The sequence below is a fragment of the Microbispora sp. NPDC088329 genome, from assembly GCF_040685655.1.
Classification (GTDB): Bacteria; Actinomycetota; Actinomycetes; order Streptosporangiales; family Streptosporangiaceae; genus Microbispora.
The window spans coordinates 201,144-223,747 of sequence record NZ_JBFBIP010000005.1 but is presented as its reverse complement, the minus strand read 5'-3'; the positions used below and the strand labels follow the sequence as shown (position 1 = coordinate 223,747).

Here is a 22,604-nt window from a genome sequence, read left to right as displayed (position 1 = left end):
AAGGAGCGGTACGTGGCCGGTTTCGACATCCATTTCCAGGCGCTCGAAAGCTGCCGTACGGCGGTGAGCAAGGCCTGGGGCCAGTACGAGAGCCTGCACGGCGGCCTGCCGGAGACGCCCGGCACCCCGGCGGCCGCCTTCGGGCACGTGGACGGCGCGGCGGCGCTGGCGGAGGCCGTCGGCACGGCCTACGCCGCGCTGACCGCGGAGACGGCCGACGCGAGGAACAAGCTGAAAGGCGTCGAGCGGGCGCTGGAGACCGTCCAGGACAACGTCAGAACGGCCCACAAGGCCACGTCCACCTCGATGCAGGCATGAGCAACCTCTCCGAGCTGCCGGGTGGCGGCGAGCTGGCCGCCATGGCGGAGAAGGTGCACGGCGATCCCGGCGAGATCCGCGACATCGCCGGGAAGTGGCGCGGCGCGGCCGGCGACGCGCAGGACTACGCGGGCGGCGTGGGCCGGGCCGTGCGCACCGTGGACGCCGCGTGGCAGGGCCGCTCGGCCGACGCCTTCGTGGGCTACATGAACAGGTATGGCAAGGCGGCGGACGGCCTCCACGACGCCCTGGTCGCGTGCGCGGGCGCGCTGGAGAAGGTCGCGACCGCGCTGGAGAGCGCCAAGTCGAAGATCGACGGCATCTGCGCCGACGTGGTCGCGGAGGCGGCGGCCTACCGCGGTAGGAACAAGGACGCCACGGACAAGGAGCTGGAAAACGGATTGCGGGCCATCGTCTCCAGGGGCGTCGAGGACGCCCGGCCGCACCTGGAGCAGGTGACCACAGCCGTCGGCGACGCCGCGAAGACGCTGGGCTCCCGTCTGGGCGATGACTACCGTGACGGCGCGCTCACCTTCGCCAAGATCCCAGATCCCGGCAAACAGGACTTCGTGCCCCGTCATGGGCACACCGTCGACTGGCAGCGCACCCCCGGCTACACCGGGACCCCCCGTGACGCGGCGCACCCGACGTACGCCTCGTACGGCCGGACGAGCCTGAGCGGCATGAGCGGCTACGCCGGCGAGGGCGGGAGCGGCGGCTTCGGCGGGTATGGCCCCAGCGGCCCGCCGCCTGCCGGCGGCGGGCCCGCGCCCACGGGCCGGGTCAAGGAGTGGATCGACCAGGCCATCGAGATCCTCACGGCGCACGGCTACCCCGCCGAGAAGATGAACCGGGACGACATCTGGCTGATCATCCGGCACGAGTCGGGCGGCAACCCGCACGCGATCAACAACTGGGACTCGAACGCGGAAGCCGGAACCCCCTCGAAGGGATTGATGCAGACCATCGATCCCACGTTCGACCGCTGGTCCCTACCGGGGCACAAGGACATCTGGAACCCGGTGGACAACATCATCGCGGGCGTCCGCTACGCCGTCGCGCGCTACGGCTCGGTGTCGGCGGTACCCGGTGTGGTGGGCACGAAGACCGGCACCGGATACGAGGGGTACTGATCGCTCAGGCGGCGGGAAAGTCGGTGGCGGACGCGCTGATCGCAGTGGCCTCGACGTTCGCCCGCAGGGCCTCGACCTTGGCCACGGCGTAGGAGTGGGCGTCGGAGCCGAGCAGCTGCCGCAGCGGGCCCTCCCCGGCCAGGACCCGGCCGATGATGGCGCCGGCGCCCCTGACCGGGTCGCCGAGCTGGCTGCCCTGGAGCTTGAGGTGGTCGGAGGTCATCGCACGGATGGCCGGGTAGTGCGCGGTCGTCTCGGCGGGCAGGGCGAGCGAGTGCTCGGTGAGGAAGTCGGTCCGGAAGTAGCCGGGCTCGACGATGGTGACCGTGACGCCGAAGTCCGCCACCTCGGCGGCGAGGGCCTCGCTCAGCCCCTCCAGCGCGAACTTCCCGGCGCAGTAGAGGGCCCAGCCCGGGACGGCGGTCAGACCCAGGATCGAGGACACGTTGACGATGTGGCCGCCGCGTTGCTCGCGGAGGATGGGCAGAACGGCGCGCAGCACGTTCCACACGCCCACGACCTGGACGTCGAGCATGTCGCGGACCTCACGGTCGCCGGTCTCCTCCACCGCCGCCAGGAAGCCGTAGCCCGCGTTGTTGACGACGACGTCCAGGCCTCCCCAGCGCTCGGCGGTCTCCTGGACGGCCCGCCTCACCGCCGCCTCGTCACGCAGGTCGACGGTCAGCGGGAGAAGTCGCGACGTGTCGATCTCGTCGCCGAGCGCGGCGAGCAGCCGCTCGGACGATCGGGTCGTGGCGGCGACGCGGTCGCCGCGCGCCAGCACCTGCTTGACCAGTTCGAGGCCCAGCCCGCGGGAGGTGCCGGTCACGAACCAGACGGCGGGTCGATCTGTCGGGAAGCTCATGGTCGTCCTCTCGAATGCTCTGCTTGTCGGTTGTGGGCGGTAGCGCCGGCGGGGCCGCCCCCCGCGACCGGCACGACACCAGCCTGGTTCAGCACGAATCGCGGTGGAGGCCCATATCACGCCCTGCGCGACCGCGTACCGGGCAACCTAGGACGCACAGGGCCAGTCAGGACCGAACGGGTGAGGGGAGACTGGGTCTCATGGCCGAGACCAACCATGAACTCGCTGACTTCCTGAGACGCGCCCGGAGCCAGGTCGATCCGTCACGGGCCGGCCTGCCCCCGGACGGTCGCGTACGGCGGGTCCCGGGCCTGCGCCGCGAGGAGGTCGCCCTCCTGGCCGGAGTCTCGACCGACTACTACGCCCGCCTCGAACAGGGCCGCCGCATCATGCCCTCACCGGCCGTCGTCGAAGCCGTCGGCCGTGCCCTCGGGCTCGACGACGCCGGACGCGCGCACCTGCACGACCTCATCGGCATCACCGCGACACCCGTACGGCGACGCGCCCGCGGCGTCCAGCGTGTGCGTCCCGGGCTCTACCAGCTCATCGACGCGCTCGACGGCGAGCCCGCCCTCGTCCTCGGCCGCCGCACCGACGTGCTCGCCGCCAACCAGATGGCCAAAGCACTGTTCACCGACTTCGAACGGCTGCCGCCCCGGCACCGCAACTACGCGCGGTGGATGTTCCTCGACGACGCCGCCCGATCGCTGTTCGCCGACTGGGAGGTCCAGGCACGGGCCGCGGTCGAGAACCTGCGGCTCGACGCCGGCCGCGACCCGGACGACCAGGCCACCGCCGCCCTCATCGCCGATCTGCGCGAGCACAGCCGCGAGTTCGCCCACTGGTGGGACCAGCACCGCGTCCACCAGCGCACCCACGGCTCCAAGCGGCTGCGTCACCCTCTCGTGGGTGAACTGACCGTCGATTACGAGACGCTCTGCCTGCCGGGAGACCCCGACACGACGCTCTTCGTCTACACCGCCGAACCCGGCTCGTCCTCCGAACGCGCCCTGGACCTTCTCGCGAGCTGGACCCTCCCCGGCCCCGGCGGCGATGCCGTCTCCCCCCGCGACCGGCGCGAAGACGGCCGGCGAGTATGACGATTCCCGGGCTCACCCCTTTCGACGAGCCCCAGGGGTCCCCGTAGCGATCGCGGAAAAGCGACGAACCCGACCTGGAAGCAGTCGCCGCGACGCTGATCGCCCGGGGCGAGGTGAGTGAGCGTCGAAGGCTTCGGGGCCGGTGCCGAACCACGCCGACTTCACGGAACCCGAGCACGTCAGGCCCTCGTGATGTCGGCGCGGCATCGCAGGCCGTCGAAGAGGAGTGCGGTTATCCGTTCGGCGTCCTCACGCCAGCCTTCCGTGGCGCGCAGGTTGCAGACGCCTCCCATAGCGCGCAGGAGAGTCTTGCCGTCGACGTCGGCACGGATCGTGCCTGCCCCGGAGCCTGCGGCGAGCAAGCGGTCGAGACAGGCGGCCATCTGTGCGCGCGCGTCGACGAAGACCGGCGAGTCCGTCGCCATGATGCTCGCAAGCGCGGCGGCCATTCCTTTTCCGATCGCGGCATGCTCCACGAGCAGGAGCAGGAATCGCCGCAGGGCCTCGTCCGGGGCGTGCTGTTCCAGGAGTGCCGGTGGCGCGGCGCACAGTTCGGCGACCTCTTGCCGGTAGACCTCCTCGACAAGGGCCTCACGCGTTTCGAAGTGGCGGTACAGCGTGCCGACAGCGACGCCGGCCCGTCGGGCGATGTCCTCGATGTGCGCCTCGGCCTCGCCGGCGAGGAACGCGTCGCGTGCCGCGGCGAGGAGGGCGTCCCGGTTGCGCCGGGCGTCGGCGCGCAGCGGTCGTGACGATGACAACAGGTGCTCCTTAAGGTGAACCGGGTTCAGTATAGTTTCCGGAGTCCGGTTCACCTTACTGAAGGAGCAGCGGTCATGGCAGTACCAGAAGAGGGTCTGCGCGGCTTGCGCGTGCTGGTCACCGGCGGAAGCCGCGGCCTGGGGGCGGCCACCGCGCGCCGTTTCGCCGACGCCGGCGCGCAGGTGCTGACCGCCTCACGCAGCGCGCCCCCGGAAGGCTTCCCGGCGACGTTCATCCCCGCGGATCTCGCGACCGAGCAGGGCGTGGCGGTGCTCGGCCGACGAGTTATCGACGCTGTCGGCGGGGTGGATGTGCTGGTCAACAACGCGGGCGCGACGACCGGCGCGGCGCCGACGCTGCGGCGTTCCGACGAATCCTGGCGCTCCGAACTCGACATGAATCTGCTCAGCGCGGTGCGCCTGGACCGGGTGCTCGTGCCGGGGATGGTGGAGCGGGGCTCCGGCGTGGTCGTGCATGTCTCGTCGATCGCCAGCCGGATGCCGCAGCCGTCCGAGGCGCCGTACGCGGCGGCGAAGGCGGCGCTCAACGTCTACAGCCGTGAGTTGGCCACCGACGTGGGCAAGCACGGCGTGCGCGTGGTGTGCGTCCTGCCGGGTTTCGTCGTCACGGAGGGGTCGACGGAGCACCTGCAGCGAATCGCGGACAGCCAGGGCACCGGGTTGGAGGAGGTCAAACAGCAGATCGTGGACCACCTGAACGTGCCGATGGGGCGGCCGGGCGAGCCCGAGGACGTCGCGGAGATGATCGCCTTCCTCGCCTCACCGCGCGCGAAGTGGCTCACCGGTGCGGAGTTCCGGGTCGACGGAGGCATCATCCCGGCGGTGTGACCGGTGGAGGTGACCGATCACCGCCGGCAGTCCTCGGGGCTCACCCGCCCCTCGTACGACCACGAATCCCGAAGTGAGGAAGTCATGAAATTCACCCTGAGTGCGGTGCTCTTGGAGGCTGCCGAGCTGGAGCCCGAGAGCGCCTTCTGGCAGCGGTTGCTGGGCGGCACCGTCACCCGGACGCGGAACCATCATTTTCTCCGGATCGACGGGTTTCCGGCGTTCGTGATCCAGCTGGCTCCAGAGCATCTTCCACCGCAGTGGCCCGGCGGCCGTTCACAGCAGATGCACGTCGATCTGGCTGTCGACGATCTGGCGGCCGCGGACCGTCTGGCGGTCTCCGCCGGGGCCCGTCGTCTCAGCCCCGAAAGCGATGATGCCGTTTCACCGGCCACAGGCTCCCGTGTCTACGCCAGCCCCGCCGGACACCCCTTCTGTCTTCGCGCCGGGTGAGACGGCATGACCGCCTCCGGCACCGGCACTCGCCACTCGCGGTGCCGGGTCTCGTGACCGTCGTCCTCGACGCCCCGGACAGCGGCTGGATCTCAGGCGGAGCGCAGACGAAAGGCCGGGCGGGTGCCCGCCCGGCCTTCTCGTGAGTCCGGACCTGCCGGTCCGGCCTTCGCGTGAGCCTGTCAGCCGCAGTTGGCCCAGCCGGCGCTGGCGCCGCCGGAGCCGACGCTGCCGGAGAACCTGACGCACTTGCCCTTGGCCTGCAGCTTCACCGGGCCGGCGTAGTACTCGTAGTTACCGCTGTCGGTCCTGCTCCCGCCGCCCTGGACCTCCAAGGTCGCGGAGACGGGTGTCGCCTTGCCGACGTCGGCCGTCTTGACGGTGACGGCGCAGTTCTCCCCCGTGCTCGCGTTGTAGAGCTGGTAGGCGGTGCCACCCGCCATGGCGCTGCTGCGCTGCACGTAGAAGCCCGACCCGCAGATTTGGGCCGCGTTGTAGGGGTTCTTGGCCGGCGGCGCCGCGGTCGTCGGCCTGGGTGCCGGAGTCGTCGGCTTGGGTGCCGCCGTGCTCGGCTTCGGCGCCGCCGTGCTCGGCTTGGGTGCCGGGGTGGTGGGCTTGGGTGCCGGGGTGGTGGGCTTGGGTGCCGGGGTGGTGGGCTTGGGTGCCGCCGTCGTCGGCTCCGGAGTGGGCGGTGCCGTCTCGGCCCAGCTCGGCCGGGCTGGCACGCTGGGCTCCGGGCTCGGCACCCGCTCCTGAGTCTGGGTCGCCTCAGGACTCGGCGACCGCGTGGCCGGGGCTTCGGGCGACGGCTCCGTCGGCGCCGGGCTGGGCTTCGCGGTGACCGTGGCGGTGGTCGTCACCCGGGCCGTCGGCTTGGCCCGGCCGGTCGGCTGCGCCGGCGGCGGGACCACCGGCTGTGTCGGCACCGGCACGAGCGGGCCCGAGGTCGGGATCGAGGTGAGCTCCGGTGTCACCGGCGCGTCCGTCGGCCACTCGCTCGGCAGCACCAGCGGCTGCACCGGCGAGTCCGGGTCGTCGGACGACAGCGCCCACGGCACCGTCACCTGCGGCGCCGCCGTCGAGGTCTGCCCGCCGCCCCCGGTGGCGCCTCCCCCGGTCGCGCCGCCTCCGGTCCCGCCGCCCTCGTTCCCGCCGCTGGCGGCTTCGCGCCCGCCGCCCCCGTGCTGGCCCACGGCGCGCTCCGCGGCCGCCGGCGAGAGCTGGACCTCCGCGTAGTGGCCGGCGCCCCACAGACCCACCCCGGAGAGCAGGACCACGGCACCGACCGCCGCCGCGAGGCCGACGGGGAAAGGCTTGCGCCCGGCCTTTTCGACCTGCCCCTGGGCGGTCGGCGGCCCCCACGTCTGCTGCTGGGGCTCCTGCGGCATGGCGGGCGGCTGCCAGGCGGCGGACGCCGGCTGAGGCTGGGGCGCGGGCGGTGGCCCCCACCCCTGCTCCTGCGGCATCGCGGGCGCAGGCTGGGGCTGCCGGGGCGACGGCGGCGGGCCCCACACCTGCTGCGGAGCCGGCGGAACGAGGGCTCCCCCGACCGGCGGCTGCGGCGCCTGCGGAGCCGGAACGGGCTGCGCCGTTCCCGCACCTGGCCCCGCACCCGTCCCCGCACCCGGGCTCGCCGGCTGCGCCACTGCCGGTTGTGCCGTGGCGGCACCGCCGCTGAGCAGTTGCAGCATGGCGGTGTAGGCGGTCGGGCGCCGCCCCGGCTCCTTGGCCAGCGCGGGCAGCACGACCTGGCGCAGCCGCTCCTCCAGGCCGTCGAGGTCGGGCTGCGCGTTCAGCACCGCCTCCGGCTCCTGCGGGAACGGCGGCCGCCCGGTCGCGGCGAAGACGACCGTGGCGGCCCAGGCGAACATGTCCGCGTACGCGTCGTACCGCCCGCCCCCGATCTGCTCGGGAGCGCGGTACGCCGGCTCGCCCACGGGCGCTCCGACGGCGACGTCGGTCAGCTTGACGCCGTCGTCGGTGACGATGACGTTGTGCGGGGTGAGCGCGCCATGGGCGAGGTCGGCGAGGTGCACGGCGGTCAGTGCGGTGAGCACGCCCACCGCGACCCGTTCGAGCGCCTCCCCCGACAGCGGGCCCCCGGCCGCCACCACGGCGGCCAGGCTGCGCCCCTCGACGTGTTCCCTGACGACGTAGGGCCGATCACCGAGCAGGCCCGCCGCGATCGTGCGGGCGACATATGAGCTGGACACACGTGTGGCCACGGTGAGCCGGTCGAGGACGGCCTGCCCCGACCCCGGCTCGGCGGCCAAGAGTTTGATCACCCGCACAGGGGCGTCGTCGCCGGTCTCCTTGCCGACATAGACGTCGCCGCGGGGCCCCTCGTCCAGCCGTCCCAGGATGGCGTACTCGCCGATCTGCTCGGGATCACCCGGCCGTAAAGGGTGCATCTCAGTCCTTTCTGGAAAGCGACCTGATCGGGATCATTCAACCAAGAGCCCACAGCACAAAGCAGCAGTTTCCGGCAGACCAAAACATTTGGGGGTCAATTACTCAAATCTGACGTGTCAACCCTCGCGGCCGGGGCGCCAGCCCCTGCGCCGGCCCATCGGGACGAACATCCGCACGGCCACGATCAGACCCACACCGCACAGCGCCGCCGCCGCGATCGTGAGCGCCAGGTCGATCGCCTTCCGGTCCACCGGAGCAGCCCTGCTCACCGCGTCCGGCGACAGCGGGGCCGGGGCCGGCGGCGCGATGACCGGTGCGTCGGCGACCTCGAGCGGCAGGATGGCGGTGACGGCGAGCAGCGGGTTCACCATCCCGGCGCCGGTGCCCGTCCCCACGCCGCCGTCCGCCGTGGCGACGATGCGCCACCGCACCCGCTCCTGGTTCAGCTCCGGATGGCGGGCACGCACCAGCGCCGCCACCCCCGCGACGTACGGGGCGGCGAAGCTGGTGCCTTCGAGCCCGTTCCTGTACGACCGTCCGGGCCACGTGGAGGTGATGTCCTGGCCCGGCCCCAGCACCGCGACGGGCGTGGCCGTGTTGGAGAAGTCGGCACGCCTGCCGTCGGGGGCCGCCGACCCAACGGCCAGCACTCCCGGGTACGCGGCGGGGTAGGCGGCCTCCGGGGTGCCGTCGTCCGCGGTCGTGTTGCCCGCCGCCGCCACGATCACCGCGTCCTTGCCGAGCGCGTACGCCACGGCCTCCCGGAGCTTGGGAGTGTCCTGGGCCTGGATCGACACGTTGATCACGTCGGCGCCGTAGTCGGCGGCATCCACGATGGCCCTGGCCAGCGTGTCCACGTCGCCGTTCTCCTCGTTCGTCTGCTTGAGCGAGATCAGCCGCACGCCGGGCGCGACCCCGTGGAAGGGGACGCCCTTCAGATACCGGGCGGCGATGATCCCGGCGCCCGCCGTGCCGTGCCCGACGCAGTCGCGGTGTCCCGTGCCGGTGTAGTCCACCGCCTTGGCCACGTGGATCTGCGGGTGTGTCAGATCCACCCCACTGTCGATGATCGCGACCGTGACCCCCTCACCCGTGGTGAGCGGCCACACCCGCTTCGGGTCGAGCCTCCGCTGCGCCCACGGCTCGGCCACCTGCATGCTGCCCTTGCGCGGCGCGCATCGCACCGGCGCGGCATGCGCCTGCGCGGGCGGCGCCGATGCCACGAGAAGCATCGGTGCCACGAGAAGCAGAGCCATCCCGAGAGCCGGCACGCTCGCCAGAAAACCGGGTCCCCGCATGAGTGATCAGCCTAACCGGTCGATCCTGACCGGCGACGCCGGGGAAAACCGGCATACCGGTAAAGCCGCGTGGACAAGGCGCGGCAGCGGTCCCGCCCGGTGAGGGGGGCGACGCCGTCCGGCGCCCGCAGGTGCATAAAATCCAAAGGCTCCTAACCAGAGGCCCGAGGGAAGGATGGACACGGTGCACAAGGTCCTGATCGCCAACCGCGGTGAGATCGCCGTGCGAATCGCCCGGGCCTGCGGGGACGCCGGGATGACCAGTGTCGCGGTCTACGCGGACCAGGACCTGGACGCGCTGCACGTGCGGGTGGCCGACGAGGCGCACGCGCTCGGCGGGCAGAGCCCGGCCGAGACCTACCTCGACATCGACAAGATCCTCGCGGTGGCGAAGAAGACGGGCGCGGACGCCGTCCACCCCGGCTACGGCTTCCTCGCCGAGAACGCCGGCTTCGCCCAGGCCGTGCTCGACGCCGGTCTGATCTGGATCGGCCCGCCGCCCTCGGCGATCACCGCGCTCGGCGACAAGGTCCAGGCCCGGCACATCGCGCAGCGCGTGGGCGCCCCGCTCGTGGCCGGCACCCCCGACCCGGTCTCCGGGGTGGACGAGGTCGTCGCCTTCGCCGCCGGGCACGGCCTGCCGATCGCGATCAAGGCGGCGTTCGGTGGCGGCGGACGTGGGCTCAAGGTGGCCCGCACGATGGAGGAGATCCCCGACCTGTACGAGTCGGCGGTGCGCGAGGCCGTCACCGCCTTCGGACGCGGGGAGTGCTTCGTCGAGCGCTACCTCGACCGGCCGCGCCACGTCGAGACCCAGTGCCTGGCCGACCGGCACGGCAACGTCGTCGTCGTCAGCACCCGCGACTGCTCCCTCCAGCGTCGTCACCAGAAGCTCGTCGAGGAGGCGCCCGCCCCGTTCCTCACCGAGGAGCAGCTGGAGCTGCTGTACTCCTCCTCCAAGGCGATCCTGCGCGAGGCGGGCTACGTCGGCGCCGGCACCTGCGAGTTCCTCGTCGGCCAGGACGGCACGATCTCCTTCCTGGAGGTCAACACCCGGCTGCAGGTCGAGCATCCGGTCAGCGAGGAGGTCGCGGGCGTCGACCTGGTCCGCGAGATGTTCCGCATCGCCGACGGCGAGGCCCTGGGCTACGACGACCCCGTGCTGCGCGGCCACTCCATCGAGTTCCGCATCAACGCCGAAGATCCGGGCCGGGGCTTCCTTCCGGCGCCGGGGACGATCACGTCGATGCGCGTCCCGTCCGGCCCCGGCGTACGGCTGGACGGCGGCTACGAGACCGGCATGAGCGTGCCGCAGGCGTTCGACTCGCTCGTGGCCAAGCTGATCGTGACCGGCGCCACCCGCGAGCAGGCCCTGGAGCGGTCGCGCCGGGCCCTGGCCGAGTACGAGATCGGCGGCATGCCGACCGTGCTGCCGTTCCACCGGGCCGTGGTCGACGATCCCGCCTTCACCGGCGAGCCGTTCGCCGTCCACACCCGGTGGATCGAGACTGAGTTCGTCAACGACATCCCGCCGTACGAGGGGGCCGTGGAGGCGGCCGGGCCCGCCGAGCGCGAGCGGATCACGGTCGAGGTCGGCGGCAAGCGCCTGGAGGTGGTCCTGCCCGCGGGCCTGGGCTCGTCGGGAGTGGGCGCGACCGGCGGCACCGCCCCGGCCAGGAAGGCGGCGCCCCGGCGGTCCGGCGGGGGCGGCGCCAAGAAGACCGCGGCGAGCGGCGACTCCCTCGTGAGCCCGATGCAGGGCACGATCGTGAAGATCGTGGTCGGCGACGGGGACACCGTCGAGCCGGGAGACACGATCGTCGTCCTGGAGGCGATGAAGATGGAGCAGCCGCTGACCGCCCACAAGGCCGGGACGGTCACCGGGCTCGCGGCCGCCGTCGGCCAGACGGTCACCGCCGGCGCCGTCCTCTGCGAGATCAAGGACGCCTGAGCAGGACGTTCCGGGCGGCGGCCGTGCCGGTGTCACATCGGCCGGCTCTCGCACCTCGCACCCCGGATCTCCCCGCTGTCACCGCAGGGCCCGGCCCCGTTTCCACGGTCCGGTACGAAGGAGCACGTCCCGTCCTTGGGGGCCGGAAAGGCGCATGCCGCGTCCCGAATGCGGAACGATAGTTTTCTGTGGAGGAACCATCGCGCCCTGCCGTTCGTCCAGTAGGGCGAAGGAGGCTTGAAGCCGTGACCATGAAGACACCGCTCGGCCGGGTGGGGGCCGCCCTGGCGGCGCTGCTCGCCGGGCTCATCACTGTCCTCGCGCTCGCACCGGCCGCGATGGCGGCGGCTCCCCCGGACCCGACCACGGTCCTGTCGTCGTGGAAGAACGCCAAAGACCCGCTGTTCGTCATGAGCGGATCCCCGCTGTCGTCGAGCCAGCAGAGCGAGATCCGCCAGGCGCTCGAGGACTCGAAGTCCAAGATTTACGTGGTCGCCATGCCCGACGGCACCGTGAGCACGAGCCAGGTGAGCACCTACATCCCGCAGCTGCTGTCCGAGCTCGACAAGGCCGGCCGGTCGAGCGCGACCGTGGCCCTCCTCGACGGCAACAGCCTGTTCGCGGGGTCGACCGAGCTGCCCAGGAACGCGGCCGGAACGCTGACCCGGCTGTCCACCAGCGCCAACGGCGACGTGGTCACCGGCATGAAGGACTTCATCAACCGGGTGAACCTGGTGCGCGAGGGCGACGTCAACGGCGCCCGCGCCAAGGGCAGCACGGTCGGCGGCGGTGGCGGTTCAGGAGTGCTTGTCGGCATTCTGGGCATCGCGGTTGTGGGAGGTGCCGGTTTGTGGATCATCGGACGCCGCAACAAGCGCAAGCGCGAGGAGCGCGAGGCCGCCGAGCTCGCCGCCGTCAAGCAGACGGTCGAAGAGGACGTCACCAAGTTCGGTGAGGAGATCACCGCGCTCGACGTGGACGTCAAGATGCTCCCGCAGGCCGAGACGACGGGCGACTGGCAGCGGGCCCTCGACTCCTACGAGCGGGCCAAGGTCGAACTCGACGCGATCAAGCGCCCCGAGGACCTGCGCACGGTGACCTCCACCCTGGAGGACGGCCGCTACGCGCTGGCCTGCGTCAAGGCGCGCGTGAACAACCAGCCGCTGCCCGAGCGGCTGCCCCCGTGCTTCTTCAACCCGCAGCACGGCCCGTCGGTCCGCAACGTCCGCTGGGCGCCGCCCGGCGGCGCGGTGCGCGACGTCCCCGCCTGCGCGGCGGACGCCGAGGCGGTGGAGCGCGGCTTCGACCCGCAGATGCGCGAGGTCATGGTGGACGGCCACCGCAGGCCCTACTGGGACGCCGGTCCCGCCTACCAGCCCTACGCGTACGGCTACTACGGCGGCTTCGGCGGCGGCGACCTGCTGACCGGCATGCTCGTCGGCACCATGCTCGGCAACGCGTTCGGCGGCTGGGGCCACGGCGGCTACGGCGCCGGATACGACTCCGGTTACGCCGCGGGCGTTGACGCCGGCGGTGGCGGCGACTGGGGCGGCGGCTTCGGCGGCGGAGACTTCGGCGGCGGCGGAGGCGGCGACTGGGGCGGCGGCAGCGACTTCGGCGGAGGGGACTTCGGCGGCGGCGACTGGTAACGCCTGAGCGCTTCGGCAACGGCAAGGGGGCGGACCCGCGAAGGGCCGCCCCCTTGCTCATGTCCGGAGGCGGGCCCAGGGTTCCGGCGCGTTCGTCCTCCAAGGATCGCTTCGGCCTCCCCGCATTTGTCGAAAATGACGGTGCCCGGCCACGCCGGTGAGTGCCGGCGAACCGCGGGCAAGCGGATTGCAAGTGGCGGTTCAGATCGCATGGGACACTCGGGGCGTTCCCTCAGGAGGCCCCCCGTGCGTCGCTTCGCCCCCCTTTTCGCCGTCCCCCTTGCCGCCGTGCCCCTTTGCGCCGCCCCCCTTCTCGTCGCCACCCTGTTCCTGTCGCTGCCGTCCCTGCCGGCGAGCGCGACCGCCGTTCACGCGGCCGCGGCGCCCTGCACGCCGGGCAGCGGCGTCAAGCTGCGCGGCAGGGACCTCACCGGCGCCACGCTGCCCCCCGACCTGCGGTGCGCCGACCTCACGGGCGCGAAGCTGGACGGGGTGGACCTCACGGGCAAGGACCTCACCGGGGCCGTCCTGCGCAAGGCCTCGCTGAAGGAGGCCGACCTCGGCCAGGCGCACCTCGACTACGCCGACCTCCGCGGCGCCGACCTCAGCGAGGCCGACCTCGGCCAGATGCGGGCCAAGCAGGCGAACCTGCGCGGGGCGATCCTCGCCGACGCGGACGCCGTGCAGGCGGAGTTTCCGCACTCCGACCTGACCGGCGCGGTCCTCACCCGCGCCGTGCTCACCCAGGCGAATCTCACCGACACCACGCTCGTGGACGCCGACCTGAAAGACACCGCGCTCGGGCAGATCAAGGCCCGCAAGGCCGACTTCACGCGGGCCAAGCTCGGCGAGGCCAAGCTCGGCCAGGCACATCTCGAGCACGCCGTGCTCAGGGACGCCGACCTGTCGGAGGCGGAGTTCACCCAGGCGGAGCTGGACGGCGCCGACTTCCACGGGGCGAACGTCGGCAAGGCCTCCTTCACCCAGGCCGACGACGTCGACCTCACCGGGGCGCGGGGCACGCCGGAAAACCTCCCCGACGACGCCGTCGCGCCCGGCACGACCTCCGGGAAGGACTCGGCCGCGAATGAGACGGCCACGGATGAGACGGCCGCGCCCGCACAGGACGTGCCCCGGAACCCCGCCCGCCCCAGGGGCCCGTCGCCCGCGCTCGTCCTCGTCATCGTGTCCGGTCTCGGCCTGAGCCTGACGCTGATCCTGTGGGGCGTCGCGCACCGGCGCAAGGAACGGTTCGTGGCCGAGATGGCGGTTGCCAGGCACGCGGCCGAGGAGGACGTGACCCGCTTCGGCGAGGAGATCGACGCCCTCGACTTCGAGATGAAGGTCAACCAGGTCAGCGGCCCCGCCTACGAGTGGCGCGCGGCGCTCGACGCGTACGACGCGGCCAAGCGGGCGCTGCACGCCGCCCAGACGCCGCACGACCTGCGGGCGGCGGCCACGGCCGTGGCGCACGGACGACAGGCCCTGCACGAGGTCAGGTCACGGCTGTCCGGCACGGGCGGCCACCGCTGATCGCCCTCGTCATCAGGCGGGCGCCGGGCTGACCGGCACGTCTCCCGGTCAGCGGCGGCCCTGCCCGAAGACGGCGTCGCGAGCGATCGAAAGGGCGGTGGAGACCGCGCCCCTCAGCACGGGGTTGTCGGGGATGCCGCTGACCCGCACGTGCACGGGGACGGGCGAGACCTGCGCCAGACGCTCGGCGACCAGGGCGGCCAGCGGGTCTCCGCCCGCCATGCCGGTCGCGCCGCCGAGGACGACGAGACCGGGATCGACCACGGCGACCAGCGTGAACGCGGCCCCGGCGACCCTTTCCGCCAGGGCCGGCAGGTCGAGCCCGCGTACGGCGTCCGTGCGCAGCAGGTCGCACACCGTGATGTCGAGCCGGCCGAGGAAGCCGATCTCGCCGGCGCCGCCGGAGACGCCCCGGCGGACTTTGCCGTCCAGCACGACGGCGGCGCCGATGCCGTCGTCGAGCCACAGCAGCACGAAGTCGTCACGCCCGGCGGCCGCTCCCGTGGCGTGTTCGGCGACGGCGGCCAAATTGACCTCGTTCTCCATCGTGACCGGCGCGTCGACCAGGGTGCGCAGGGCCGACAGGAGCCCGGGCCGCCATGCGGGCTCGACGTTCCCCGCCGCGAAGTCACCGGTCTTCGGGTCGACCAGGCCCGGCGCGCCGATCACGACCGCGTGCAGGGGACGTGAACCGGCCGCCTCGGTGAGCGCGTCGGCGACCAGCCCGGGAAGGTTGTCGCCCAGCGGCCGCGTCGCCGAGCCCACGGTCGCGCCGGTGATGTCGGCGACCGTCACGTTGATCACGTCGCGCCGCACGTCGACCCCGCCCACGAAGGCCCGGTCGGCGACGATGCCGTAGAGGCGGGCGTTGGGGCCGCGCCGGTCGCCGCCGCTCTCGCCGGCGACCTGGATCAGGCCGTTGACCTGAAGGCGTTCGATCAGGTCCGACACGGTCGGACGGGACAGGCCGGTGAGCGCGCGCAGTTGCGGCGCGGTCAGCGGGCCCCGTTCCAGCAGCAGGTCCAGGGCGAGCCTGTCGTTGATGGCCCGGGCGAGCTGGGGTGTCGCGGTCTTCATGAAAACTCACTTTTCATCAGGAACCCTACCTGTTAATTTTGCCGATATGCGAGACAGACATCATCGGGCCACCGCCCTCGTCTTCGCCGTGCACGGCGCGGTGGCGGGCACCCTAGCCACCCGGATGCCCTGGTTCCAGGACCACTTCGGGCTCGGCACGGCCGCTCTCGGGCTCGTCCTGCTCTGCACGCCGATCGGCTCGATGCTCGCGATGCCGCTGACCGCGCGGCTGTCCCACCGGTTCGGGGCCAGGGCGACGACCCGGGGACTGCTGGCCCTGTGGTGCGTGGCGCCCGCCCTGCCCGTGCTCGCGCCCGGCCCCCTGTGGCTGGTGCCCGCGTTCCTCCTGTACGGCGCCGCCGCGGGCATGTGCGACCTGGCCATGAACGCCCAGGGCGTGCACGTGGAACGACGGCTGGGCCGGTCGGTCATGTCCGGCCTGCACGGGATGTGGAGCGTGGGCAATCTCTGCGGCGCGGGCGCCGGAGCCCTGGCGGCGCAGGCCCACCTGGACGCGCGTGCGCATTTCGTCATCGTGGCACTGGCCCTGCTCGCCGTCGGCGCCGCCGCGAGCCTCGCGCTGCTCGACGAGAGGCCGGCGCCGGACGAGCGGCCGCCGCGGCGCTTCACCCTGCCTCCGCGGTCCATCCTGCTGATCGGCCTGATCGGCCTGTGCTCCACCTTCGCCGAACGGGCGAGCGGTCAGTGGTCGGCGATCTACCTCAAGGACGTGGCCGGCGCGGGACCCGGCCTCGCGGCGGCGGGCTACGCCGTCTTCACCGCGAGCATGGTCGCGGTGCGGCTCGGCGGAGACCTCGTCGTACGGAGGCTCGGACCGGTCGCGACGGTGCGCGCGAGCGCGGTCGTGGCCGTCCTCGGCGGCGTGGCGGTGGCCGCGTTCCGCACTCCCGCACCGGTGATCGCCGGATTCGCGCTGTTCGGCGCCGGCGTCGCCGTCGTCGTGCCGCTGGTGTTCGCGGCGGCCGGTCGGATCGCCCGTACGCCCGCCGAGGGCGTCGCGGGGGTCGCCACCGTCACCTGGGCGTCCGGGCTCGTGGCCCCTCCCGTCATCGGCTGGCTGGCCGGCGTTTTCGCCTTCCCGTTCGTCTTCGCCCTGGTGACGTGCCTGGCCGGGGCGATGATCTGGCCGGCCCGCGCGCTGGGCCCGCGGCCGGCCGCCCGCGTCCCGGCCACCGCGACCCGAGCGGAGTGACGGGGTCAGATGCCCCCGGCGGTCAGCGGCGACATGAGGCGGCGGGCGGCCTCGGTGATGGAGCCCGACAGCGACGGATAGACGGCGAACGTGTGCGCGAGCTGGTCCACGGTCAGGCGGTGCTGCACGGCCAGCGACACGGCCAGGATCAGCTCCGACGCGCGCGGGGCGACCACGACGCCGCCGAGCACGATGCCGGTGTTGGGACGGCAGAACAGCTTCACGAAACCGTCGTTGAAGCCCTGCATCTTGGCCCGGGCGTTGGTGGCCAGCGGCAGCTTGACGACGTTCGCCTCGATCTCGCCCGACTCGATCTGCCGCTGCGACACGCCGACGGCGGCGATCTCCGGGTCGGTGAAGATGTTGGCGGCCACCGTGGCCAGGCGGATCGGCTGCACGGCCTCGCCGAGCGCGTGCCAGACCGCGATCCTGCCCTGCATGGCGGCGACCGAGGCGAGCATGAGGACGCCGGTGCAGTCCCCCGCGGCGTACACACCGGGTGCGGAGGTCCTCGACACCTTGTCGACCTCGATGAAGCCGCTCCGGTCGAGCCGCACGCCGTTGTCCTCCAGCCCGAGCCCGGAGGTGTTGGGGACCATGCCGACGGTCATGAGGCAGTGGGTGCCCTCGGCGGTGCGGCCGTCCTCCAGGGTCACGACGACGCCGTGCTCGGTGCGCTTGACAGAGGCGGCGCGCGAGCGCCCCATGACGTTCATGCCGCGCCGCCGGTAGACCTCCTCCAGCACCTCGGCCGCGTCGGCGTCCTCGTTGGGCATCATCCGGTCGCGCGAGGAGACCAGCGTGACCTGCGACCCGAGGGACCGGTAGGCGCCGGCGAACTCGGCGCCGGTGACACCGGAGCCGACCACGATGAGATGCTCGGGCAGCTCCTCCAGGTCGTAGAGCTGGCGCCAGCTGAGGATGCGCTCGCCGTCGGGCTCCGCCCCGGGCAGCACGCGGGGGTGCGCGCCGGTCGCCACGATGACGACGTCGGCCCGGATCGTACGGTCACCCGCGCGCACCACCTGGGGATCGACCAGCCGGCCCCGGGCGCGGATGACCTCGACGCCCTCGGCGGACAGCCGGGCGGCGATGTCGTGCGACTGCGCCAGCGCGAGCTCCTTGACGCGCTTGTTCACGTCGATCATGTCGACGGCGACGTCGCCGGCGTCGTGGTCAGGGCCGCCGTCGAAGCGGACCCCGAGAGACGACGCGTCGAGAAGCGCCTGCTTGCGGACGGAGGAGGCGATCAGGGTCTTGGACGGCACGCAGTCGGTGAGCACGCACGCCCCGCCGGGGCCCTCCTCCTCCACGACGGTGACCTGGGCGCCCAGTTGCGCGGCGACCAGGGCCGCCTCGTATCCGCCGGGGCCGCCACCGATGATCACGATCCTTGTCACATGCTCCATTGTCCTGCATCCTGACTACGCATTCCCGGCGAGGGGCGCGTAACGGGCCGACTACGCGTATTTTTCTCGCCACACCCCGGTTTTCTTGCCACACCCGGTACGCGCGCTACCCGTCCAACTTCCGGGATCTTGGTTTAGGCTTGTGTGCCGTGCCTGTCTACGCGGCCTACGGCAGCAACATGGACCCCAAGCAGATGGCGGAGTGGGCGCCCCACTCGCCCATGCGAGGAACGGGGTGGCTCCCAGGCTGGCGGCTCACCTTCGGCGGCGAGGATGTCAGCTGGGAGGGCGCTCTCGCCACGATAGTCGAGGATGCCGACGAGCAGGTATTCGTCGTCCTGTACGACGTGCCGGAGTGGGACGAGGCCTCCCTCGACCGCTGGATGGGCACCGACCTCGGCCTCTACCGCAAGCTGCGGCTGCGCGTCGCGACGCTGGAGGGCGACGTGCTCGCCTGGTCGTACGTGCTGAACTCCTACGAGGGCGGGCTGCCGTCGGCGCGGTACATCGGCATCCTGGCCGAGGCCGCGGAGAGGGCCGGCGCGCCCGACGACTACGTCGCCTCGCTGCGCACCCGTCCCTGCAAGAAGCTCGGCGACTGACACGGGCCCGGCACTTATCGGCCGGGTTCATGCGCTTCTGTACCCTCAGCAAAGTGACCCCATATGACCTGGCGGCCGAGGCCGCGACCACGCTGAGGAACCTCACCGGCATCTCTTCCTTCGACGTCGCCCTCGTCATGGGCTCGGGCTGGGTCCCGGCCGCGGACGCGATCGGCGATCCGGTCGCCGAACTCCCGGTGACGAAGTTGCCCGGGTTCTCCCCTCCCGCGGTCGCCGGTCACGCGGGCACGGTGCGCGCGGTGCGCACCGCCGCCGGGCTCAACGCCCTGATCTTCCTCGGGCGTACGCACCTCTACGAGGGCCGCGGGGTGGATCCGGTGGTCCACGGGGTGCGTACCGCCGTCGCGGCCGGGGTGCGCACGGTCGTGCTGACCAACGCGGCGGGCGGGCTGCGCCCTGAGACCCAGAAGGTCGGCGACCCGGTCCTGATCAGCGACCACATCAACCTCACCGGCGACAACCCGATGACGGGCGCGATGTTCATCGACCTCACCGAGGTGTATTCCAAGCGCCTGCGCGACCTCGCCCGCGCCGTGGACCCCACGCTGGCCGAGGGCGTGTACGTCGCCTTCCGCGGCCCGACGTACGAGACGCCCGCGGAGATCCGCATGCTGCGTACACTCGGCGGCGACCTGGTGGGCATGTCCACGGTGCTTGAGGCGATCGCAGCGCGGGAGGCAGGGGCCGAGGTGCTCGGGATCTCCCTGGTCACCAACCCCGGCGCGGGCCTGGTGGGCGAGCCGCTCAACCACGAGGAGGTCCTGGAGGTCGGCCGGGCCACGGCCGCCCGCATGGGCGTCCTGCTCGCCCAGGTCGTCGACAAGCTGTAGGGGGCACACATGACCGATCTCGTACGGCTCGCCGAAGAATGGCGCGACCAGGACCCCGACCCCGAGACGCGGGCGGAGCTCGACGCGATCCTGGAGCGGAACGATCTCGCCGCGCTGGAGGACCGCTTCGGCGCGAAGCTGGAGTTCGGCACGGCGGGCCTGCGCGGCGCGCTGGGTTCCGGGCCGAACCGAATGAACCGGGTCACGGTGATGCGGGCGGCCGCCGGGCTGGCCCGTGTGCTCGGACCGGGACGCCACGTGGTGATCGGCTACGACGGGCGGCACAAGTCCGACGTGTTCGCCGCCGACACGGCCCGCGTGCTGACCGGGGCGGGCCTGCGTGCCTCGGTCATGGCCGGCAAATGGCCCACCCCGGTCCTGGCGTTCGCCGTGCGCCACCTGGGCGCGGACGCGGGCGTCATGGTCACCGCCTCGCACAATCCGCCCCAGGACAACGGTTACAAGGTCTACTGGGGCGACGGCGCGCAGATCGTGCCGCCGATCGACCAGGAGATCTCGGCCGCCATCGACGCGGCCGGCCGGGTGGACGCCCTCCCGCTCGGTGAGGACTGGCAGACCCTCGGCCACGACGACATCGTCGTCCCCTACCTGCGGGCCCTGGCCGCGCTGCCGCTCGGCGACGCCCGCGACATCGCGGTCGCGTACACGCCGCTGCACGGGGTGGGCGGCGCGACCGTGTCCGAGGCGTTCCGTGCGGCGGGCTTCGAGGTGCCGGTCACGGTGAGCCGGCAGGCGATGCCCGACCCCGACTTCCCCACCGTGGCGTTCCCCAATCCGGAGGAGCCGGGCGCCATGGACCTCGCGCTCGAACTCGCCGCCGCCACGCGCGCCGACCTGGTGATCGCCAACGACCCCGACGCCGACCGGTGCGCGGTGGGCACCCCGCTGCCGGGCGGCGGCTACCGCATGCTGACCGGCGACGAGGTCGGCGGTCTGCTGGCCGAGCACGTGCTGCGGCACACCTCGGGCGACGACCGGCTGGTCGCCACCTCGATCGTGTCGTCGTCGCTGCTCGCCAGGATCGCCGCTGATCACGGCGTGCGGCACGCCGAGACGCTGACCGGATTCAAGTGGATCATGAAGTCGGGTCCGGGACTGGTCTTCGGCTACGAGGAGGCCCTGGGCTACAGCATCGGGTCCGACGCCGGTCTGCCGGTCCACGACAAGGACGGCGTCGGTGCCGCCCTCGCCGTCGCCGCCATGGCCGCCGCGGCCAAGCGGGACGGCAGGTCGCTGCCCGACCTGCTGGACGACCAGGCCCGCCGCTACGGGCTGCACGCGACCGCCCAGCTGTCGGTCCGGGTCGACGACCTGTCGTTGATCGCCAAGGCCATCGAGCGTCTCCGTACGCATCCGCCGGAGCGGCTGGCGGGCCGGGCGGTGGAGTCGGCCGAGGACCTGTCCCTGGGGGTGGCGGGGCTGCCGCCGACCGAGGGCCTGCGCTACCGCCTGTCCGGCGACGCCCGGGTCGTCGTACGGCCCAGCGGCACCGAGCCCAAGCTCAAGTGCTACCTGGAGGTCGTCGTGCCGGTCGAGGGAGACGACGTCGCTCCCGCGCGGGCCCGGGCCGCGCGGGAGCTGGAGGACCTGAAGAAGGACCTCGCCGTCGCCCTCGGTCTTTGAGCTACCCGCAGACGGTGTCGCGGGCCGGCCGCTTGCCGGTGACCAGGAACGTGGTGACCGTGTCGTCACCGCAGGCGTTGCCGTTGACCAGGTAGGACCCGTGCCCGCCCGAGTCGACCGCGACCATGCGCGCCCGGCTCCCGAAGGCCTCGCGCATCCGCAGGGCGCCGCTGTACGGCGTCGCCGGGTCGCGCAGGTTCTGCACCAGCAGCACGTTGGACGGCCCCTTCGCCGTGACCCGCACCGGCGCCTCCACAGGCCGGTAGGGCCAGTAGGCGCAGGGGCCGATGTTGACCGGCATGCCGGCGGTGAGCGGGTGAGCCTCACGGTCGGCGGCGACCAGCCGCCGGTGCAGATCGAGCGAGCTCGGCCACTCGACGTCGCCGCACAGGGTCGCGGCCGCGGAGGCCGCGGCGTTCTGCATCGCCTCTTCCGGCGGGGTGGAGGGCGCGGGGAGGGGACCAGAGCCGAGCGCCGCCCGCATGAGCCCGGCCAGAGCCGGGAACCCGGTGTCGGAATACAGCGCGTTCAGCATGGTCTCGCGCAGGACCGCGCCGTCGAGCCGCGGGGGGTTGTTGCCGGGCCACGGGATCGGGGTGCGGTCCAGGCGGCCGGCGAGGTCCAGGAAGGTGCGGCGGACCGCATCGGCGTCCGTCCCCAGGCCGAACTCGTCGTCACGCTTGGCGGCCCAGGCCGCGAAGTCCGGGAAGCGGTCGTCGACGCCCACGGAGTAGTTGGCCAGCCAGGCACGGGCGACCTTGTTCGGGTCGGGATCGTCGTTGCTGTCGAGGATCACCCTGTCGGTCCGGCCGGGGAACATCGTGGCGTAGACGGCCCCGGCGTACGTGCCGTAGGAGACGCCCCAGTAGGACAGGCGCTTCTCCCCGAGAGCCCGGCGGATGGCGTCGATGTCCCTGGCCTCGTTGCGCGTGCTGATGCTGCGCAGCACCGGGCCGCCGTTGCGGGCGCAGGCGTCGGCGATCCTGCGTGACCAGGCGGCGTTCTGCGTGATGTCCCCGTCGGCGGACGGGTAGGGCTTGAGCAGGGTGGGCGCCAGGTCCTCGTGTGCGAGCCCGCAGGAGACGGGCGAGCTCCGGCCGACGCCCCGCGGGTCGAAGCCGACCAGGTCGTAACGGTCGAGCACGGCGCTCGGCAGGCGCTTCACCATCGCGCTCGGCCTGCTCAGGCCCGCGCTGCCCGGTCCTCCGGGAATGAGCAGCAGCACGCCCCTGCGCAGTCCCGGCCGCGCCGTACGGATCCGGGAGACGGCCAGAGAGAGCGTGCCGCCGCCCGGCTTGCCGTAGGAGAGGGGGACCTGGAGCGTGGTGCACTCCTGGCGGGGGTCGAGCCCGGCGGCGTCGCCACAGGAGGTCCAGGTCACAGCGGCCCGGGCGGCGTGGGCGGCGGCCGGGGCGCCGGTGCCGGCCGCGACCAGGGCGGTGGACAGGGAGATCACGGCGGCTGCCGATGCGATGCGGTTCACGAT

At 72.6% G+C, this 22,604-nt stretch carries 19 protein-coding genes; 12 read left to right on the top strand and 7 right to left on the bottom strand.

The window, feature by feature from the left end; genetic code table 11:
* Positions 1-12: 12 nt before the first annotated feature.
* Both AB0O28_RS13140 and AB0O28_RS13135 read left to right on the top strand, forming a co-directional pair.
* Positions 13-318, top strand: a complete 306-nt coding sequence (locus AB0O28_RS13140) for a hypothetical protein (protein WP_363639540.1) — start codon at positions 13-15, stop codon at positions 316-318.
* Positions 315-1,451 (top strand): WXG100 family type VII secretion target, encoded by a 1,137-nt coding sequence (locus AB0O28_RS13135; RefSeq protein ID WP_363639538.1) that lies wholly within the window; start codon positions 315-317, stop codon positions 1,449-1,451. The genes AB0O28_RS13140 and AB0O28_RS13135 overlap by 4 nt, the downstream gene beginning before the upstream one ends.
* Positions 1,452-1,455: 4 nt before the next feature.
* Here the strand turns inward: AB0O28_RS13135 and AB0O28_RS13130 are convergent, their stop codons facing one another.
* The gene (locus AB0O28_RS13130; protein WP_363639536.1) at positions 1,456-2,316 is read right to left on the bottom strand and encodes an SDR family NAD(P)-dependent oxidoreductase; all 861 of its coding nucleotides are present in this window, start codon (positions 2,314-2,316) and stop codon (positions 1,456-1,458) included.
* 200 nt (positions 2,317-2,516) lie between these two features.
* On the opposite strand from AB0O28_RS13130, the gene AB0O28_RS13125 reads away from it, so the two are divergent.
* Entirely contained in the window at positions 2,517-3,416 is a 900-nt protein-coding gene (locus tag AB0O28_RS13125; protein WP_363639534.1) for a helix-turn-helix transcriptional regulator, read from the top strand.
* A 179-nt stretch (positions 3,417-3,595) separates the two neighbouring features.
* Here the strand turns inward: AB0O28_RS13125 and AB0O28_RS13120 are convergent, their stop codons facing one another.
* Positions 3,596-4,231, bottom strand: a complete 636-nt coding sequence (locus tag AB0O28_RS13120) for a helix-turn-helix domain-containing protein (RefSeq protein WP_363639532.1) — start codon at positions 4,229-4,231, stop codon at positions 3,596-3,598.
* 21 nt (positions 4,232-4,252) lie between these two features.
* Between AB0O28_RS13120 and AB0O28_RS13115 the strand changes: the two genes are divergently transcribed.
* The gene (locus tag AB0O28_RS13115) at positions 4,253-5,026 is read left to right on the top strand and encodes an oxidoreductase (RefSeq protein WP_363639530.1); all 774 of its coding nucleotides are present in this window, start codon (positions 4,253-4,255) and stop codon (positions 5,024-5,026) included.
* 84 nt (positions 5,027-5,110) lie between these two features.
* A complete protein-coding gene (locus AB0O28_RS13110) occupies positions 5,111-5,479 on the top strand; it encodes a VOC family protein (protein WP_363639528.1) in 369 nt (122 codons plus the stop codon).
* 182 nt (positions 5,480-5,661) lie between these two features.
* Here AB0O28_RS13110 and AB0O28_RS13105 read toward each other — a convergent pair whose 3' ends face one another.
* Together AB0O28_RS13105 and AB0O28_RS13100 are read right to left on the bottom strand one after the other, a co-directional pair.
* Positions 5,662-7,890 carry a serine/threonine-protein kinase gene (locus AB0O28_RS13105; protein ID WP_363639526.1) on the bottom strand — a complete coding sequence of 743 codons (2,229 nt, stop codon included), beginning with the start codon at positions 7,888-7,890 and terminating at the stop codon, positions 5,662-5,664.
* Positions 7,891-8,007: 117 nt separating this feature from the next.
* Positions 8,008-9,123, bottom strand: coding sequence for a S8 family serine peptidase (locus tag AB0O28_RS13100; RefSeq protein WP_363639524.1), 1,116 nt, complete (start codon positions 9,121-9,123; stop codon positions 8,008-8,010).
* A gap of 250 nt (positions 9,124-9,373) precedes the next feature.
* Between AB0O28_RS13100 and AB0O28_RS13095 the strand changes: the two genes are divergently transcribed.
* The 3 genes from AB0O28_RS13095 to AB0O28_RS13085 all read left to right on the top strand — a co-directional run bounded on the left by AB0O28_RS13095 (position 9,374) and on the right by AB0O28_RS13085 (position 14,322).
* Entirely contained in the window at positions 9,374-11,140 is a 1,767-nt protein-coding gene (locus tag AB0O28_RS13095) for a biotin carboxylase N-terminal domain-containing protein (RefSeq protein ID WP_363639522.1), read from the top strand.
* A 251-nt stretch (positions 11,141-11,391) separates the two neighbouring features.
* The gene (locus AB0O28_RS13090) at positions 11,392-12,789 is read left to right on the top strand and encodes a hypothetical protein (protein WP_363639837.1); all 1,398 of its coding nucleotides are present in this window, start codon (positions 11,392-11,394) and stop codon (positions 12,787-12,789) included.
* A 246-nt stretch (positions 12,790-13,035) separates the two neighbouring features.
* On the top strand, positions 13,036-14,322 hold the full coding sequence (locus AB0O28_RS13085) for a pentapeptide repeat-containing protein (protein ID WP_363639520.1): 1,287 nt from the start codon (positions 13,036-13,038) through the stop codon (positions 14,320-14,322).
* 48 nt (positions 14,323-14,370) lie between these two features.
* Here AB0O28_RS13085 and AB0O28_RS13080 read toward each other — a convergent pair whose 3' ends face one another.
* Positions 14,371-15,399, bottom strand: coding sequence for an ROK family transcriptional regulator (locus AB0O28_RS13080; protein ID WP_363639518.1), 1,029 nt, complete (start codon positions 15,397-15,399; stop codon positions 14,371-14,373).
* A gap of 46 nt (positions 15,400-15,445) precedes the next feature.
* On the opposite strand from AB0O28_RS13080, the gene AB0O28_RS13075 reads away from it, so the two are divergent.
* Entirely contained in the window at positions 15,446-16,612 is a 1,167-nt protein-coding gene (locus AB0O28_RS13075; protein WP_363639516.1) for an MFS transporter, read from the top strand.
* A 5-nt stretch (positions 16,613-16,617) separates the two neighbouring features.
* Here AB0O28_RS13075 and AB0O28_RS13070 read toward each other — a convergent pair whose 3' ends face one another.
* A complete protein-coding gene (locus AB0O28_RS13070; RefSeq protein ID WP_363639514.1) occupies positions 16,618-18,012 on the bottom strand; it encodes an NAD(P)H-quinone dehydrogenase in 1,395 nt (464 codons plus the stop codon).
* Positions 18,013-18,170: 158 nt separating this feature from the next.
* Between AB0O28_RS13070 and AB0O28_RS13065 the strand changes: the two genes are divergently transcribed.
* Genes AB0O28_RS13065 through AB0O28_RS13055 form a run of 3 tightly spaced genes read left to right on the top strand, consistent with a single transcriptional unit; the run spans position 18,171 to position 21,118 of the window.
* Positions 18,171-18,623 carry a gamma-glutamylcyclotransferase gene (locus tag AB0O28_RS13065; RefSeq protein WP_363639512.1) on the top strand — a complete coding sequence of 151 codons (453 nt, stop codon included), beginning with the start codon at positions 18,171-18,173 and terminating at the stop codon, positions 18,621-18,623.
* 29 nt (positions 18,624-18,652) lie between these two features.
* A complete protein-coding gene (locus AB0O28_RS13060) occupies positions 18,653-19,474 on the top strand; it encodes a purine-nucleoside phosphorylase (protein ID WP_363639510.1) in 822 nt (273 codons plus the stop codon).
* Between the two features lie 9 nt (positions 19,475-19,483).
* On the top strand, positions 19,484-21,118 hold the full coding sequence (locus AB0O28_RS13055) for a phospho-sugar mutase (protein WP_363639508.1): 1,635 nt from the start codon (positions 19,484-19,486) through the stop codon (positions 21,116-21,118).
* A gap of 1 nt (position 21,119) precedes the next feature.
* Here the strand turns inward: AB0O28_RS13055 and AB0O28_RS13050 are convergent, their stop codons facing one another.
* Complete coding sequence (locus AB0O28_RS13050; protein ID WP_363639506.1) at positions 21,120-22,601, bottom strand: alpha/beta hydrolase; 1,482 nt, start codon at positions 22,599-22,601, stop codon at positions 21,120-21,122.
* Positions 22,602-22,604: the final 3 nt, after the last annotated feature.